Here is a 17,082-nt window from a genome sequence, read left to right as displayed (position 1 = left end):
CTATACATCGATATTTGCATATTTAGCATTGCGCTCAATAAAATCTCTACGAGGCGGAACTTCATCTCCCATAAGCATAGAGAAAACTCTATCTGCTTCTGTTGGGCTATCAATAACTACTTTACGTAAAGTTCTAAATTCTGGATTCATGGTTGTATCCCATAATTGGTCTGCATTCATCTCTCCAAGACCTTTATAACGTTGTATGTTTACAGAGCCTCCCATGTTTTTAGCAATAACATCACGCTGGTTGTCATCCCAAGCGTATTCTCTTTTCTGTCCTTTTTTTACTAAATATAAAGGTGGTGTTGCAATATAAATATAACCTTGCTCTACCATTTCTTTCATATATCTAAAAAAGAATGTTAATATTAAGGTAGCAATATGCGAACCATCTACATCGGCATCACACATAATAACTACTTTATGATAACGGATTTTAGATAAGTTTAAAGCTCTTGGGTCTTCTTCTGTACCGATAGAAACTCCTAAAGCTGTAAACATGTTTTTGATTTCTTCGTTTTCAAAAACTTTATGTTGCATCGCTTTTTCAACATTTAAAATCTTTCCACGTAATGGAAGAATTGCTTGAAAATTACGATCTCTACCTTGTTTTGCTGTTCCGCCTGCCGAATCTCCCTCAACTAAGAAAATTTCACATTGTGCTGGATCAGTTTCAGAACAATCTGATAATTTACCAGGTAAACCACCAATACTCATTACGGTTTTACGCTGCACCATTTCACGTGCTTTACGTGCTGCATGACGTGCGTTGGCTGCTAAAATTACTTTCTGAACAATGATTTTTGCATCATTAGGATTTTCCTCTAAGTAATCCGTTAACATTTCTGAAACAGCCTGAGATACTGCAGAAGATACCTCTCTGTTTCCTAATTTTGTTTTTGTTTGACCTTCAAATTGTGGCTCTGCTACTTTTACAGAAACAATAGCTGTTAATCCTTCACGGAAATCATCACCAGCAATTTCGAATTTTACATTTTTAAGCAGTCCAGATTCGTCAGCATACTTTTTTAAAGTATGCGTTAAGCCTCTTCTAAAACCAGATAAATGAGTTCCTCCTTCGTGTGTATTAATATTATTTACGTAAGAATGTAAGTTTTCTGAATATGAAGTGTTATAAACCATGGCAACCTCTACAGGGATACCATTTTTTTCACCTTCCATAGAAATAATCTTGGCAGTTAACTGCTCACGAGTAGAATCTAAATACTTAATAAATTCAGGTAAACCTTCATCACTATGAAAAGTTTCTACAGGGAAATTACCTTCATCATCTGTTCTTCTTTTATCAGTTAAGGTAATTGTAATTCCTTTGTTTAAGAAAGATAGCTCGCGCATACGAGTTGCCAATGTATCGTAATTAAACTCAGTCGTTTGCTTAAAGATTGATTTGTCTGGTAAAAAGGTAACTATTGTACCCGTAAAATCAGTTTCTCCTATCGTTTTAACAGGGTATAAAGCTTTTCCTTTAGAGTATTCTTGTTGCCAAACTTTACCTTCTTTATGAACTGTAGCTGTTAAAAGGTCTGAAAGTGCGTTTACACAACTTACACCAACACCATGCAATCCACCAGAAACCTTATAAGAATCTTTATCGAATTTACCACCAGCGCCAATTTTTGTCATTACAACTTGTAATGCAGAAACGCCTTCTTTTTTGTGAATTCCAACAGGAATTCCACGACCGTTATCTTTCGTTGTAATAGAGTTGTCTTCATTAATTGTAACATCAATTGTATCACAATAACCTCCCATTGCTTCATCAATAGAGTTATCGACAACTTCATATACTAAATGATGTAAACCTCTAATACCAACATCTCCAATATACATTGAAGGACGCATTCTTACATGCTCCATCCCTTCTAATGCCTGAATGCTAGAAGCATCATAATTATTTTTTTTCTCTTCGCTCATGATAAGTGAATTAATTAAATTTTAATTGTAGTAAACAGTCTTAAAAACAGAATGTTTAACCTAACAAATTTACGTTTATTAAATAAGAAATAAAAGGTTTAAACGGTTGAAGGTGATTTTTTGTTAATTTATGTAAAAATAAAAAAGAAGCTTAAATTAGCTAAAAAGGGCTTTAATGTTGGTTTTATTGTTTTTAATGCATGGTATTAAAAACTACAATTCAAAAACCTCGCAAAAGCGAGGTTTTTGAATTGTAGTTTTTATGAAAATTACGTTTTAACGTAAATAAATATTTTTTTTAACAACAGAAAGCCCTTCAATAGAAACAATTATTTTGTGCATACCTGATTCTATATTTTTTCTATCCACTTCTATAAGTGAAACAACATCTAATGGAGCATTTTTGTAATCTACAACTAACTTACTGCTATATTTGTAGGCTGGTTCACCGAAGCCTTTAATGTTAACGATATTATTTTTTGGGTCTAAAACTTTTATAGAAACTCGTTTTTTTCCGGAACTAGCTATCTCGTTTTTTAAAACATGAAAACTAATTTTAAAAGCATCTACTTTATTTTTGTTAGTCGTTTTTGTGAAGCTTCCGTTATTTCTTTTTCTCATTGTAAGCACCTCAACAATATTCAATTTTAATAACTTAGCTTTATCAACTTTGGTGGCTAAAGCATTAATTTTATTTGAAAGTTTTTTAGTAAGGTATGTTTTTTTAGCAAGAGCTTCTTTATCCTTTCTTAGGTCGTTATCTAATTCATCTACTGAATCTTTTAAGTTGATAATTTTATTTATTTCTGAAATTACTCTCTTAGATAGTTTTTTGTTTTTTACGCTTAGTTTTTTATAGTTAGCTGTTGTTTTTTCTAGTTCTTTTTCTAGCTCTTTTTTTTCTTTAATAGATTTTTTAAGCTTAGAATTTGCGACTTTGTAATCGTAATTTTTATTAAAAGCATATAAACAGGATAATAATGTTGCTATGGATAATAATATAAGTAAAATTTTCTTTTTAAATATTTGGGCACTCATTTTCTTAGGGGGGTTAGTTTTGTGAAAATAAGTATAAATATATGTAAGTAATAATTATAAAAAAAATAAATATTTGATTTTCATATATTTATAAAGGGTTATTTGGCTTTTAAATAAAGGTATATTACGTATTTGTAAGGTGAAAAAACCTCGCAAAAGCGAGGTTTTTACTTTGTTGTAATTAAACTATCATGATAGTTTAATTACTAAATCTTCAGAGTTAACCATTATTCCAGATTTTAAAACGATTTGTTTTATAGTGGTATCTTCTGTAGCAGTAATAGTTGTTTCCATTTTCATGGCTTCGATAATAAAAAGTGGTTGATTTTTAACTACTTTTTCGCCTTTTTTAACAAGTACTGTTGATAGCATTCCTTGTAGTGGTGCACCGATTTCTTTTGGCTCATTTTTATCAGCTTTAATATGTGCTACTTTGTTAATTTTTATAGATTCGTCTTTTATTTGCACAGCTCTTGCTTGACCATTCACTTTAAAATAAACCGTAACCATTCCGTCTTCGTTGGGTCTCCCAACAGAGTCTAAAGTAATAAGTAATGTTTTTCCTTTGTCTAATTCAACAACAATTTCTTCGCCTCTTTCCATCCCGTAAAAGAAATTCTTGGTCGGTAGGTTTAATAAACTGTCATATTTTAAGTGTTTATTATAAGCGTCTGTAAATACTTTCGGATATAATTTATAAGACAAGAAATCCGTAATATCAATAGGTCGGCTTAAATCATTTTCAAATATTTTTTTAAAAGCTACATATTCTTTATCGATATCTAAAGGTTCAAGATGCGCATTTGGTCTGTCTGTATATGGTTTTTGATCTTTTAAAATTAACTTCTGAAGATCTTTAGGAAATCCACCAACAGGTTGTCCTAAATCTCCTTTAAAGAAACTTACTACAGATTGCGGAAAAGAAATTGTATCACCTCGTTCCAAAACATCCTGAATAGTTAAGTTATTACTTACTAAATACTGTGCCATATCTCCAACTACTTTAGAGCTCGGCGTAACTTTTACGATATCTCCAAAAAGGTGATTTACGTCGCCATACATTTTGGTAATTTCATGAAAACGATCTTCTAGTCCTAATGCTTGTGCTTGCGGTTTTAAATTTGAATACTGACCACCCGGAATTTCATGTTTAAAAACTTCACCCGATCCTGATTTTAAGCCAGATTCAAATGGGTAGTAATATTCTCTTACTGTTTCCCAGTAGTTAGAGTATTCGTTTAAAGAATCAATATTTAAATTGCTTTCTCTATCATTAAACCTCATCATTTCTACAACCGAATTAAAATTGGGTTGTGATGTTAATCCTGATAATCCGCCAAGGGCGACATCTACCACATCAACTCCTGCTTCAATAGCTTTTAAATACGTGGCTGATTGAATAGATGAAGTGTCGTGTGTGTGTAAATGAATAGGAATATTTATTTCTTGCTTTAACGCTGAAATCAACTCGAAAGCTGCGTATGGTTTCAATAAACCAGCCATATCTTTAATTGCTAAAATATGAGCACCGGCATTTTCAATGTCTTTAGCTAAAGTGGTATAATATTTAAGATTGTATTTTGTATTCTTCGGATTTAAAATATCACCAGTATAACATATTGATCCTTCAGCTAAACCATTCGTTTTATTACGAACATGTTCGATACATGGCGCAATAGATTTCATCCAATTTAAAGAATCGAAAATTCTAAAAATATCAACGCCATTCTCCCAAGATTGCTCAACAAATTTTTCAATTAAATTATCGGAATACGCTGTGTATCCAACTCCGTTAGAACCTCTAATTAGCATTTGAAGTAATACATTTGGCATCGATTTACGTAATAACTGTAGGCGCTCCCATGGATTTTCTTGTAAAAAACGCATGCAAACATCAAAAGTTGCGCCTCCCCAAACTTCCATACTAAAAATGTCAGGATTGTTTTTTGCGTACCCTTCTGCTACTTTTAACATGTCAAAAGTTCGCATTCTGGTAGCTAATAAACTTTGATGTGCATCTCGCATCGTGGTATCTGTAAAATGAACTTTCTTTTCATTTTTTAACCATTGAGCAAATTTTTCTGGACCTAGCTCTGTTAATAAATCTTTTGTTCCTTTAGGGAAACTAGCATTTACATCAAACTTAGGAATGATAGGTTTTACGAATGTTTTTGTTGGGTCTAATTTTTTAACATCCGGATTCCCGTTTACAATAACATCTCCTAAGTAAGTAACTAATTTTGTAGCTCTATTCCTAGGTGCTTTAAAAATAAATAAATCAGGGTTTTGCTTAATGAAATTAACAGTAACCTCTCCTTTTCTAAAGGTTTCATGTTTTAAAATGTTGTCAAGAAAAGGCATGTTTGTTTTTACGCCTCTAATTCTGAATTCGGCTAAAGCTCTACGAACTTTTCTGCAGGCACCATCTAAAGTTCTACTATTAGCGGTAACTTTTACCAGCATCGAATCGAAAAAAGGTGAAATAACTGCGCCTTGATAAACACTACCAGCATCTAAACGAATTCCGAAACCAGAAGCACTTCTGTAAGTGGTGATTTCTCCGTAATCTGGTTTAAAATCATTCTGCGGATCTTCAGTTGTAATTCTACATTGTAGTGCAAAACCATTTACTTTTACAGCTTCTTGATTTGGTATTTTTATTTGTTGATCTGCTAGTTTATAGCCGCCAGCAATAAATAATTGTGTTTTTACTAAATCGATATTAGTTACAACTTCGGTAACGGTATGTTCTACTTGAATACGAGGGTTTACCTCAATAAAATAGATAGAAGCATCATCATCAACTAAAAATTCAACCGTTCCAATATTATTATAGTCTACCGCTTTACAAATGTCAATAGCATACTTGTAAAGAGCATCTTTTATTTCTTGTTTTAGGTCGAACGATGGTGCAAATTCAATTACTTTTTGATAGCGACGTTGTACAGAGCAATCGCGCTCAAAAAGGTGTACTGTGTTTCCGAAATTATCGGCAACAATTTGAATTTCTATGTGTTTCGGATTTTCTACAAATTTCTCCAAAAAAACGGTGTCATCTCCAAATGCATTTAACGCTTCACGCTTGCTTTCGTTAAAAGCTCTTTTTAGTTCATCGGCTTTTCTAATAACACGCATTCCTCTTCCACCACCACCAGAAGCAGCTTTTAACATAATCGGATATCCAATTATTTCAGCTTCACTTAAAGCAATATCAATATTTATTAAAGGCTTTTCGTTACTTTTTATAACAGGAATGTTATTTGCAATAGCAACCTCTTTTGCTGTAATTTTATCTCCTAAAGATTTTAATACAGATACTTTGGGGCCAATAAAAATTAATCCATTGTTTTCGCATTCTTGAGCAAGATTCGCATTTTCAGATAAAAAACCATAACCAGGATGCACTGCATCGGCACCACTTTCTAATGCAACTCTAATAATTTCATCAATATTTAAATACGGTTTTAGCGGCGCATCATTTTCTCCTATTTGATAAGATTCATCAGCCTTGTATCTGTGCAGTGAATACCTATCTTCAAAAGTGTAAACACCTACTGTTTTAACATTGATTTCTGTACAGGCTCTAAAAATTCTGATAGCAATTTCTCCTCTATTTGCGACAAGTACTTTTTTAATTTTCATTCTTAATTATGATATGTTTAGAAAATAGTTAGCGAACATTCGCTATAAATGTAATAAATGCTAATGGGATTGTCAATTATTTTTTTAATTATAATATCATAGTTTGTTAACAATCAGTTAAGAAAATATTTTAATAAGCAGCGTCATGCACATTCATAATTGCTCTACCAGATGGTTCGTTCATGTTCTTGAAAGCTTCGTCCCATTCTAATGCAATTTTTGTACTACACGCAACACTTGGCTCTTGCGGAACACTTAATGCGGCAGTATCACTAGGAAAATGTTTTTCGAAGATTGTTCTGTAATAAAACTCCTCTTTGTTTTGTGGCGTTTGTATAGGAAACCTAAATTTTGCATTAGCCAATTGTTCATCTGTAACTTCTTTGTCAACTACTTCCTTTAAGGTGTCAATCCAATCATAACCTACACCGTCAGAAAATTGTTCTTTTTGTCTCCAAGCAACACTTTCTGGCAACATATCTTCAAATGCTTTTCTAATAACCCATTTTTCCATGCGCTCTCCGTTAATCATTTTGTCTTTCGGGTTGATGCGCATAGCAACATCTATAAACTCTTTATCTAAAAACGGAACACGACCTTCAATTCCCCAAGCCATTAAACTTTTATTAGCTCGTAAGCAATCGTACATATGTAATTTATCTAATTTACGAACCGTTTCTTCGTGGAATTCTTTTGCATTTGGTGCTTTATGAAAATATAAATAGCCGCCAAAAATCTCATCAGCTCCTTCTCCAGATAAGACCATTTTAACACCCATCGATTTAATAACTCTTGCCATTAAATACATTGGTGTTGATGAACGAATTGTTGTTATGTCATATGTTTCTATGTTGTATATAACATCTTTAATAGCATCTAAACCTTCTTGAATAGTAAATTTTATTTCATGATGAATGGTGCCTATATGATCAGCTACTTTCTGAGCAGCAGCTAAATCTGGTGAACCTTCTAAGCCAACAGAGAAAGAATGTAATTGCGGATACCAAGCTTCAGTGGTATCGTCAGATTCTATTCTTTTTTGCGAATATTTTTTTGCGATTGCAGAAATCACTGAAGAATCTAATCCGCCTGAAAGCAATACACCATAAGGCACGTCGCTCATTAATTGTCTGTGCACAGCCGCTTCTAATGCTTCTTTAACCTCTGTAATACTTGTTTCGTTTTCTTTTACAGCGTCGTAATCTGACCAGTCTCTTTTGTACCATTGCACAAACTTTCCGTCTTTACTAGACATATAATGTCCAGGGGGAAATAATTCAATTTTAGCACAAATACCTTCTAGAGCTTTTAGTTCTGAAGCTACATAAAATGTTCCGTTTTGATCCCAGCCAATATATAAAGGGATAATCCCTATGTGATCACGAGCAATAAAATATTCATCCTTTTCAACATCGTATAATGCGAAACCGAAAATTCCGTTTAAATCATCAATAAAATCAACACCTTTTTCTTTATACAGTGCTAAAATTACTTCACAATCAGAAGCTGTTTGAAATTTATACGATCCATCAAGTTTTTCACGAAGCTCTCTGTGGTTATAAATTTCTCCGTTTGCTGCTAAAATTAATTTTTTATCAGCACTAAACAATGGTTGTTGTCCAGAGGCAGGATCAACAATTGCCAAACGCTCGTGCGTCATGATTACTTTAGCATCACTATAAATTCCGCTCCAATCTGGTCCACGGTGTCTAATTTTTTTAGACATTTCTAATAACTGAGGCCTTAAAACTTCTGAAGATTCTTTTAAATCAAACGCACATACAATTCCACACATAACTTTATATTTTTATTATCTCAATTAAATTGAAATTTTTAGTTCTTATTTATATTGCAAATCACGACATATTGTTTATTTTTAAAAACAATAATTAAGTTTATGCTTTAAGTTTTAAATATTAATTACGTTAACAGGTGTTATGTGTAATTAATATGTTGTTTTTTTATGTAGAACGATAATGCTTTAAAACAACTTCATTAAAAAAGTGAAATAAATTTTGCTAAACCAAAAACACTTTATACATTTGTCATATAATGATGAAACAAAACAACATATGGTGGTGGAACTCTCTTAATAGTTAAGTGAGAAGATACCTATATGTATATATTATAAAGGAAAGGCTTATCTCACGATAAGCCTTTTTTGTTTTTTTAAACAATAAAATTAATGTCTCCTCGAGCGCAGTCGAGGTTATAGACAAGAAAAGAGATTAAATTGGTCTCGACTGCGCTCGACCTGACAAGTTAATATGGGAAAAATAAAATTTAACACAATAACAAAAAATAAAATTTCTGATACTATCACTCCTGTAGGTTTGTATTTACGGTTTAGAGATAAATATGCGAACACTTTATTATTAGAGAGTTCAGATTACCATAGTAAAGAAGAAAGTTTTTCTTTTATTGCTATTGAACCTGTGGTTACGATGAAGGTTGAGGATCATAATTTTACTGTTTCCAAACAAGGAAAAACAATATCAGAAAGTAAAATTGATAAGAACTTTTACAGCTTGTTTGATGGTTTTTCAAAATCGATCGCTTTAGATTGTCCTGCAGCACTAAAGTCATTTAACGGTTTATACGGATATTCAACGTATGATAGCGTTCAGTATTTCGAAAACATACAGTTAAATGTAAAAGATGCGCCGTCTAAAATACCTGTAATGCAATACAGTTTTTACCGATTCATTATAGCAATCAATCATTTTAATGATGAAATGACGCTGATAGAGAATATTGAGGAAGGAACAGAATCGAGAATTTCAGAAATTGAAACTATAATTGAAGCGCAGGCTTTTAATACGCAAAAATTTGAAATTAGCGGAGAAGAAACGTCAAATTGTACCAATGATGATTTTAAAGAATACGTAGTAAAAGCAAAAGCACACTGTAAGCGTGGCGATGTTTTTCAACTTGTATTATCACGCCAGTTTCAACAAAAATTTAAAGGAGATGAATTTAATGTGTATCGAGCATTACGTTCTATAAATCCGTCGCCATATTTATTTTATTTCGATTACGGTTCTTTTAAATTAATGGGCTCTTCGCCTGAAGCTCAAATTAAAATAAACGAAGGAAAAGCTATTATAAATCCAATTGCCGGAACTTTTAGGCGTACCGGAGATATGGCAGAAGACATAAAACTAGGCAAGCAATTATCCGAAGACAAAAAAGAAACTGCCGAGCATGTAATGTTGGTAGATTTGGCAAGAAATGATTTAAGTAAACATGCCGACAATGTAAAAGTTGAAGTGTTTAAAGAAGTGCAATATTTTAGCCACGTAATTCATTTAGTATCTACCGTAAAAGGAAGTATTACAGGAAACCCGATAGAAATTGTAGGAGATACTTTTCCTGCCGGAACTTTAAGCGGAGCACCAAAATACAAAGCCATGCAGTTAATTGATACTTACGAAAATCAATCTCGCGGATTTTATGGTGGGGCAGTCGGAATCATCGGTTTAGATGGTTCGGTAAATCTTGCCATCGCAATTCGCTCTTTCGTTAGTAAAAATAACGTGTTGTATTATCAAGCAGGCGCAGGAATTGTAATTCATTCCGACGAAGAAAAAGAATTGCAAGAAGTAAATAATAAATTAGCAGCATTAAAAAAAGCGTTGACTTTAGCAGAAAATATTTAGGGCGTTTTAACAGGCTTTCCACTATATCTTTTTATTGAAAAAAATAAAAAGGATGCCGTTTCAATCCTTAACGCAAAAAAAATAAAAAATGAAAATATTAATACTAGATAATTACGATTCGTTTACCTATAATTTGGTACACATGATACAAGATATTACAGGTAATTTACCTGACGTGTATCGAAACGATGAAATCTCTGTTGAAGAAATAGATAGATACGATGCCATTATTTTATCACCAGGACCCGGAATTCCTGATGAAGCAGGTATTTTAAAAGAGGTTATAAAACAATATGCAGGTAAAAAACCTATTTTTGGTGTTTGCTTAGGTTTACAAGCAATTACAGAAGTTTTTGGAGGAAGTATAGAAAATATGGGAGAAGTTTTTCATGGCGTTGCCACAGAAATGGAAATTGTGAATAAAGAGGCTGTTATTTTTAAAGGAGTTCCACAAAAATTTCAAGCGGCAAGATATCATTCTTGGATTGCTTCAAATGAAAATTTTCCAACAGAAATTAACATTACAGCTGTAGACGAAGATGGCGGAATTCAAGCAATTGAACACAGCGTATTTAATATGTCGGCAGTACAATTTCATCCAGAATCAATATTAACAGAAGTTGGTGAGCAGATTGTTAGAAATTTTTTAGATAATATTAAAAAGTAACGTCATTACGAGTACAACGAAGTAATCTCTTAATAGATAAACAGGTTGCCACAGCAAATTATCATTTGCTTCGCAATGACAAGATTAAATTATGAAACAAATATTAAACGATTTATATCAACATAAAAGATTAACAAAATCACAAGCAAAGCAGGTTTTGATTGATATTGCTTCGGGCAAATTCAACGAAGCGCATTTGGCTTCTTTTATGACCGTTTTTATGATGCGGCCTATTTCGGTTGACGAGCTTTCGGGTTTTAGAAATGCGTTGATAGAATTAGCTATAAAAGTAGATTTTTCTGAGTATAATACCATTGATATTGTTGGTACAGGTGGCGACGGAAAAGATACTTTTAATATTTCTACATTAACGTCTTTTATTGTTGCTGGAACCGGACAAAAAGTAGCAAAACACGGTAATTACTCGGTGTCATCTCAATCTGGTTCGTCAGATATGTTAGAAAGTTTCGGATACGAATTTACCAATGATGAAGCTGTTTTAAAATCGCAATTAGAGCAAGCTAATATTTGTTTTTTACACGCACCAAAATTTCATCCAGCAATGAAAGCGGTAAGCGTAACTAGAAAAGCATTAGCGTTAAAAACGTTTTTTAACATTTTAGGTCCGTTAGTGAATCCGAGCTCACCTAAAAATCAATTATTAGGAACTTTTAATTTAGAAGTAGCCCGTTTGTATAATTATATTTTACAAGAAGAAGATACAAATTATGGAATTGTTCACGCCTTAGATGGTTATGATGAAATATCTTTAACAAGCGGATTTAAATTGTTTACCAAAAATGGAGAACAATTAATTAATCCAGAAGATTTAGGTCAAAAAAGAATTGAACAATCAGCTATCTTTGGAGGAGAATCTGTTGCTGATGCCGCAAAAATATTCAAAAATATAATTGAAGGAAATGGTACCGAAGCACAAAATAGTGTGGTATTAACAAACGCAGCATTTGCCTTAAAAATTGTTGATGACAAGAAGAGTTTTCAAGATGCTTACGAAGAAGCTGAAAATTCTTTGTTAGGTTTAAAAGCGCATCAAACATTAAATAAACTAGTAAATATATAATGTCTGCTCGAGCGCAGTCGAGAGGTTTTAGATCTCGACTGCGCTCGAACAGACAAATTTAAAATAGAAATGACAATACTCGATAAAATAATAGCATTTAAAAAAACAGAAATAGCCAAGATTAAAGCAGAAGTTCCTGTAAGTAAATTGGTGGAAAGTCCGAATTTTAAAAACGCCCCTTTTTCATTAAAAAAAGAACTATTAAAAGTTGGTTCAACAGGTATAATAGCTGAATTTAAACGTCAATCTCCTTCAAAAGGAATCATTAACGATAAAGCTACTATCTTAGAAGTCACGGAAGGTTATTTAGACGCAAATGTAGCAGCGCAATCAATTTTAACAGATACTTCTTTTTTTGGAGGAACCATGGCTGATTTATTAGAGGCTAGAACCGTAAACCAGTTAAGACCAATTTTAAGAAAAGATTTTATTGTAGACGGATTTCAAATTGTTGAAGCTAAAGCAATCGGTGCTGATGTTATTTTATTAATAGCAGCTTGTTTAACCAAGCAAGAACTTAAAAATTACGGTCAGTTAGCAAACGACATAGGCTTAGAGGTTTTGTATGAAGTTCATACGCAAGAAGAGTTAGATAAAATTAACGATTTAGATAATAAGATTATCGGAATTAATAATCGTAATTTAAAAACTTTCGAGGTGGATTTAGAACATTCTATAAAACTAGCAAGTCAAATACCAGATACAGCAATTAAGGTTTCTGAAAGCGGAATTTCTGATCCAAGAATTATTACTGGATTAAAAGAGCATGGTTTTCAAGGTTTTTTAATTGGTGAAACTTTTATGAAAACCGATAATCCGGGATTAGCTTGTAAAGAATTTATTGATCAAATACGATAAATATGAAACTGAAAGTCTGTGGAATGAAGTACATAGAAAATATCCAAAAGGTTGCAGCATTGCAACCTGATTATTTGGGTTTTATTTTCTATGAGAAATCAAAAAGAAATTTTGAAGGCATCATTCCTGATTTACCGAAAGAAATAAAAAAAGCAGGTGTTTTTGTAAATGAAATTCCCGAAATAGTAGTTTCATTAGTAGAAGAGTATGCTTTAAATATGGTGCAGCTTCATGGCGATGAATCACCAGAATATTTACAAAAACTAACATCCATTTTTAAAGAAAGTATTGCAGAAAAACATCAAAAGGCAAAATACAAAATGCCCGAGTTGGTGAAAGTTTTTGGAATTAAAGATGCGTTTGATTTTAATGTTTTAACTCCATATTTAAAAATGGTTGATTACTTTTTGTTTGATACAAAAGGAAAAGAACGAGGAGGAAATGGAGTTGCTTTTAATTGGCAGGTTTTAGAGAAATATCCTTTTGAAAAACCATTCTTTTTAAGTGGTGGAATTGGACTGGAACAAGCATCAGAAATTAAAAAATTGCAAGCAACAGGTTTGCCTATTTATGCTTTAGATGTAAATAGTAAGTTTGAAGAGTCAGTTGGTTTAAAATCAGTAAAAGATATAAAGAAGTTTAAAGAAACTTTAAAATTATAATAAATCGTCGAACAGAACCTTTTTTAGGTTGATGAAAGTTAAAAAAATAAAGAAATGGAATCAGAATTTAAACCAACTAAAGAAGGATATTACGGACAGTTCGGAGGTGCATTTATTCCTGAATTACTATATCCTAACGTTAAGGAATTAGAAGATAATTATTTAAAAATATTAGGTTCAGATGCTTTTCAAGAAGAGTATAAAGATTTGTTACAGCATTATGTTGGTCGCCCAAGTCCGTTGTATTTGGCAAAACGTTTATCAGAAAAATATGGCGCAACCATTTATTTAAAACGAGAAGATTTAAATCATACAGGAGCTCATAAAGTAAACAATACGATTGGTCAGATTTTAGTAGCCAAACATTTAGGGAAAACTAAAATAATTGCAGAAACAGGTGCGGGGCAACACGGAGTAGCAACGGCGACAGTTTGTGCATTGATGAATTTAGAATGTGTTGTTTTTATGGGAGAAACCGATATAAAACGACAAGCGCCAAATGTAGCGCGCATGAAAATGTTGGGCGCAAAAGTTATTCCTGCAACAAGCGGAAGTAAAACATTAAAAGACGCAACTAACGAAGCAATTCGTTATTGGATTCAACACCCAGAAACTTATTATTTAATAGGTTCTGTGGTTGGTCCACACCCTTATCCAGATATGGTTGCACGATTACAAGCAGTTATTTCAGAAGAAATGAAAGTGCAATTAAAAGAATATACAGGTAAAGAAAATCCGGATACAATAATCGCTTGTGTAGGTGGAGGTAGTAATGCTGCTGGAGCTTTTTATCATTATTTAGATGATAAAGAAGTTGAGTTGATTGCCGTTGAAGCTGCTGGTTTGGGTGTTAATTCTGGTGAAAGTGCTGCAACTTCTCAGTTAGGAGAAGTAGGTGTAATTCACGGAAGTAAAACTATTTTAATGCAAGATGAATATGGTCAAATTGTGGAGCCTTATTCAATTTCAGCAGGATTAGATTATCCAGGAGTTGGTCCTTTACATGCTTACTTACATGAGTCAAAACGAGCAAAATTTATGAATGCAACCGATAAAGAAGCGTTGGATGCAGCTTATGAATTGACAAAAATAGAAGGTATTATTCCTGCTTTAGAAACTGCACATGCTTTGGCTGTTTTACCAAAAATGGATTTGAAAAAAGGCCAAGTTGTAGTTATTAATTTATCGGGAAGAGGAGATAAGGATTTAGAAACCTACATTAAGCATTTAGAAGATTAAATTTTAAAACCGTCGTTACGAGTAAGGATAACGAAGTAATTTTTTCAGGAGATTACTTCACTACGTTCGCAATGACAGAATGAAGTATAAACATGAATTCAATAAAAAAAATTTTTCAAAATCAAAGTCAAAATTTATTATCTATTTTCTTTACGGCAGGTTTTCCGAAGTTAAACGACACAGCAAAGATTGTTGCTGATTTAAGTAATAGTGGTGTAGATTTTATAGAAGTAGGTTTGCCTTATTCAGATCCTTTAGCAGATGGTCCGACGATACAAAATAGTAGTGCAGCTGCATTAAGTAATGGGATGAACCTTGATATAGTTTTTGAGCAGTTATTAGCAGTAAAAGATACAAATAAAACACCGTTAGTTTTAATGGGATATTTAAATCAGGTTATAAAATATGGTGAAGATAAATTTTGTAAAAAAGTAAAAGAGTGCGGAATTGATACCGTTATTCTTCCGGATTTACCAATGATTGAATATGAAAATCATTATAAGGAATTGTTTAAGAAATACGGAATAACAAACGTGTTTTTAATTACGCCAAATACATCGGAAGAAAGAATTCGTAAAATTGATTCGTTAACAGAAGCTTTTATTTACGTAGTAGCATCAGCTTCAATTACTGGAGCAAAAGGTGAGATTTCATCACAACAAATCGATTATTTTAATCGAATTAATGCCATGAAATTACAAAGTAAATTAATTGTTGGTTTTGGTATTTCTGATAAGAAAACATTTACAACAGCTTGTAAATATATGAATGGAGCAATTATTGGTTCGGCCTTTGTTAAAGAACTAGATACAAACGGAATTGCAGGGGTTAATAAGTTTATAAAATCAATTAAATAATGATTTTCTTATAAATACTAATAGCCTTTTTTTTTTTAAAAAAGGCTATTAGATAATTTAAAAAAATAGTTAATCTTTTGTTGTTAGTTAATTGCAACAACCTCAAGATCAAAAATAAGCTCTTTACCAGCTAAAGGGTGATTCCCATCAATAATAACACTCTCTTCTTTAACCTCTGTAATAACTAAATTGAATTCTTGTCCGTCAGGAGATTTAGAAACAAGTCCCATACCAACTTTAGGAGCCATATCTTGTGGAAGTTCAGTTTTATTTACTTCCTGAATTAAGCTGTCGTTAACCTCACCGTACGCTTCTTCTTTAGCGATTGTAATGGTTTTCTTTTCGTTTAATTTCATATCAATTAAACCTTTTTCAAAACCAGGTATTAATCTTCCTTCTCCTAAAGTAAATTCTATAGGTTCTTTTCCTTCAGAGCTATCAAAAATTTGTCCGTCAGGTAATTTACCTGTGTAATTTACTTTAACTGTGTTGTTTTCTTTTACTTGACTCATACTATGATTGTTTAATTTAAAAAAACACTCCTTTTACATAATTCTTATGTAGTGAGTATTTTAATATCCTATGCTAGTACCCCACCAAAACCAAGCCAAAACTGAAAAATAGAATGTTTTTTTAGTTATAAAATATATTATCTCTAAAAAAGAGCGAAACACCATGTTATTATTTGCCGCACTAAACGTTGTAGGTGTTGTTTTTAGGGTGATTAATTAGTTGTAACTTCAATAACCCCATTTGCGCCTCTAACACCGTAAAGAGCTGTGTCAGTTCCTTTCAATACTTTTATACGTTTTATGTCAGCAGGTGAGATATTTGCGAAAATCTCTTGTGCTACTTGCATCTTGTTTACAACAAATAAAGGCACTGTAGATCCATTAATAGAGTTAGATCCTCTAATCGTAATTGTTTTATTAATTACGTTTACACCAGGAACTTGCCCATTTATATAATCATAAATGTCTTTGTATTGAAATGAAGACATTGAGTTTTGGGCGATTACATTTGATGGTTTTTGAATTGTAACATTAGCGGGTTGGCTTTTTATTATAATTCGATTGTATTTTTTTCCATTGTAATTTATAGTGTTGATTCCATGAAGAGGAGAAAACGCAGTCATTTTTTTAATACTCTTTTTTGTTGAGCCTTTAAATATTCCCTTAGAGTCAGTTTTAGAAGTTTGTTTTATATCATCAAAGAGAACGACAGCGTTTGGAATAGGGTTATTGTTGTCGTCTTTAACGACAATAAATACATTTTTTTCTTGTTGAGAGAACACTGTGTTAGATAAAGATAGTGTTAAAATTAAAAGGAGATTGATGATTTTCATGATTGTTTTTTTTATAAAGATATGGATTAATTTTCTTTTTTTAAAAACTGTTAAAAAGTCTTAAAATTTTCTAATAAGATTACGAATACTTTAATT

13 protein-coding genes are annotated in these 17,082 nt (G+C 32.2%); 7 read left to right on the top strand and 6 right to left on the bottom strand.

Annotation, left to right across the window (positions count from 1 at the left end):
• The 4 genes from gyrB to asnB form a co-directional block, all read right to left on the bottom strand.
• A complete protein-coding gene (gene gyrB / locus ACQ629_RS05350) occupies nucleotides 1-1,938 on the bottom strand; it encodes a DNA topoisomerase (ATP-hydrolyzing) subunit B (RefSeq protein ID WP_483706914.1) in 1,938 nt (645 codons plus the stop codon).
• Nucleotides 1,939-2,214: 276 nt separating this feature from the next.
• A complete protein-coding gene (locus ACQ629_RS05345; protein WP_483706913.1) occupies nucleotides 2,215-2,976 on the bottom strand; it encodes a hypothetical protein in 762 nt (253 codons plus the stop codon).
• A gap of 189 nt (nucleotides 2,977-3,165) precedes the next feature.
• A complete protein-coding gene (locus ACQ629_RS05340) occupies nucleotides 3,166-6,618 on the bottom strand; it encodes a pyruvate carboxylase (protein ID WP_483706912.1) in 3,453 nt (1,150 codons plus the stop codon).
• A gap of 130 nt (nucleotides 6,619-6,748) precedes the next feature.
• Complete coding sequence (asnB, locus tag ACQ629_RS05335) at nucleotides 6,749-8,413, bottom strand: asparagine synthase B (RefSeq protein ID WP_483706911.1); 1,665 nt, start codon at nucleotides 8,411-8,413, stop codon at nucleotides 6,749-6,751.
• A gap of 472 nt (nucleotides 8,414-8,885) precedes the next feature.
• Between asnB and ACQ629_RS05330 the strand changes: the two genes are divergently transcribed.
• The 7 genes from ACQ629_RS05330 to trpA all read left to right on the top strand — a co-directional run bounded on the left by ACQ629_RS05330 (nucleotide 8,886) and on the right by trpA (nucleotide 15,641).
• Nucleotides 8,886-10,277: an anthranilate synthase component I family protein gene (locus tag ACQ629_RS05330; protein WP_483706910.1), complete on the top strand. Its 1,392-nt coding sequence runs from the start codon at nucleotides 8,886-8,888 to the stop codon at nucleotides 10,275-10,277.
• Between the two features lie 88 nt (nucleotides 10,278-10,365).
• Nucleotides 10,366-10,944, top strand: coding sequence for an anthranilate synthase component II (locus ACQ629_RS05325; RefSeq protein WP_483706909.1), 579 nt, complete (start codon nucleotides 10,366-10,368; stop codon nucleotides 10,942-10,944).
• A 91-nt stretch (nucleotides 10,945-11,035) separates the two neighbouring features.
• On the top strand, nucleotides 11,036-12,025 hold the full coding sequence (trpD, locus tag ACQ629_RS05320) for an anthranilate phosphoribosyltransferase (protein WP_483706908.1): 990 nt from the start codon (nucleotides 11,036-11,038) through the stop codon (nucleotides 12,023-12,025).
• 69 nt (nucleotides 12,026-12,094) lie between these two features.
• The gene (gene trpC / locus ACQ629_RS05315) at nucleotides 12,095-12,883 is read left to right on the top strand and encodes an indole-3-glycerol phosphate synthase TrpC (RefSeq protein WP_275689007.1); all 789 of its coding nucleotides are present in this window, start codon (nucleotides 12,095-12,097) and stop codon (nucleotides 12,881-12,883) included.
• Nucleotides 12,884-12,906: 23 nt separating this feature from the next.
• Nucleotides 12,907-13,545, top strand: a complete 639-nt coding sequence (locus tag ACQ629_RS05310) for a phosphoribosylanthranilate isomerase (RefSeq protein WP_483706907.1) — start codon at nucleotides 12,907-12,909, stop codon at nucleotides 13,543-13,545.
• Between the two features lie 54 nt (nucleotides 13,546-13,599).
• Nucleotides 13,600-14,784 (top strand): tryptophan synthase subunit beta, encoded by a 1,185-nt coding sequence (trpB, locus tag ACQ629_RS05305; protein ID WP_483706906.1) that lies wholly within the window; start codon nucleotides 13,600-13,602, stop codon nucleotides 14,782-14,784.
• A gap of 92 nt (nucleotides 14,785-14,876) precedes the next feature.
• The gene (trpA, locus tag ACQ629_RS05300) at nucleotides 14,877-15,641 is read left to right on the top strand and encodes a tryptophan synthase subunit alpha (protein ID WP_483706905.1); all 765 of its coding nucleotides are present in this window, start codon (nucleotides 14,877-14,879) and stop codon (nucleotides 15,639-15,641) included.
• A gap of 83 nt (nucleotides 15,642-15,724) precedes the next feature.
• On the opposite strand, the gene ACQ629_RS05295 is transcribed toward trpA, so the two are convergent.
• On the bottom strand, nucleotides 15,725-16,153 hold the full coding sequence (locus ACQ629_RS05295; RefSeq protein WP_483706904.1) for an FKBP-type peptidyl-prolyl cis-trans isomerase: 429 nt from the start codon (nucleotides 16,151-16,153) through the stop codon (nucleotides 15,725-15,727).
• Nucleotides 16,154-16,365: 212 nt separating this feature from the next.
• Nucleotides 16,366-16,986 carry a TonB-dependent receptor plug domain-containing protein gene (locus ACQ629_RS05290; protein ID WP_483706903.1) on the bottom strand — a complete coding sequence of 207 codons (621 nt, stop codon included), beginning with the start codon at nucleotides 16,984-16,986 and terminating at the stop codon, nucleotides 16,366-16,368.
• Nucleotides 16,987-17,082 lie beyond the last annotated feature (96 nt).

It is taken from the genome of Tenacibaculum sp. SM2510 (genome assembly GCF_057002845.1).
The sequence above is the reverse complement of the archived record's forward strand: the minus strand, read 5'-3'. Positions and strand labels throughout refer to the sequence as shown.

Bases quoted from the DNA above. Each gene is read 5' to 3' on its own strand.
- gyrB (WP_483706914.1), bottom strand. From the start codon at position 1,938: ATGAGCGAAGAGAAAAAAAATAATTATGATGCTTCTAGCATTCAGGCA.
- ACQ629_RS05345 (WP_483706913.1), bottom strand. From the start codon at position 2,976: ATGAGTGCCCAAATATTTAAAAAGAAAATTTTACTTATATTATTATCC.
- ACQ629_RS05340 (WP_483706912.1), bottom strand. From the start codon at position 6,618: ATGAAAATTAAAAAAGTACTTGTCGCAAATAGAGGAGAAATTGCTATC.
- asnB (WP_483706911.1), bottom strand. From the start codon at position 8,413: ATGTGTGGAATTGTATGTGCGTTTGATTTAAAAGAATCTTCAGAAGTT.
- ACQ629_RS05330 (WP_483706910.1), top strand. From the start codon at position 8,886: ATGGGAAAAATAAAATTTAACACAATAACAAAAAATAAAATTTCTGAT.
- ACQ629_RS05325 (WP_483706909.1), top strand. From the start codon at position 10,366: ATGAAAATATTAATACTAGATAATTACGATTCGTTTACCTATAATTTG.
- trpD (WP_483706908.1), top strand. From the start codon at position 11,036: ATGAAACAAATATTAAACGATTTATATCAACATAAAAGATTAACAAAA.
- trpC (WP_275689007.1), top strand. From the start codon at position 12,095: ATGACAATACTCGATAAAATAATAGCATTTAAAAAAACAGAAATAGCC.
- ACQ629_RS05310 (WP_483706907.1), top strand. From the start codon at position 12,907: ATGAAGTACATAGAAAATATCCAAAAGGTTGCAGCATTGCAACCTGAT.
- trpB (WP_483706906.1), top strand. From the start codon at position 13,600: ATGGAATCAGAATTTAAACCAACTAAAGAAGGATATTACGGACAGTTC.
- trpA (WP_483706905.1), top strand. From the start codon at position 14,877: ATGAATTCAATAAAAAAAATTTTTCAAAATCAAAGTCAAAATTTATTA.
- ACQ629_RS05295 (WP_483706904.1), bottom strand. From the start codon at position 16,153: ATGAGTCAAGTAAAAGAAAACAACACAGTTAAAGTAAATTACACAGGT.
- ACQ629_RS05290 (WP_483706903.1), bottom strand. From the start codon at position 16,986: ATGAAAATCATCAATCTCCTTTTAATTTTAACACTATCTTTATCTAAC.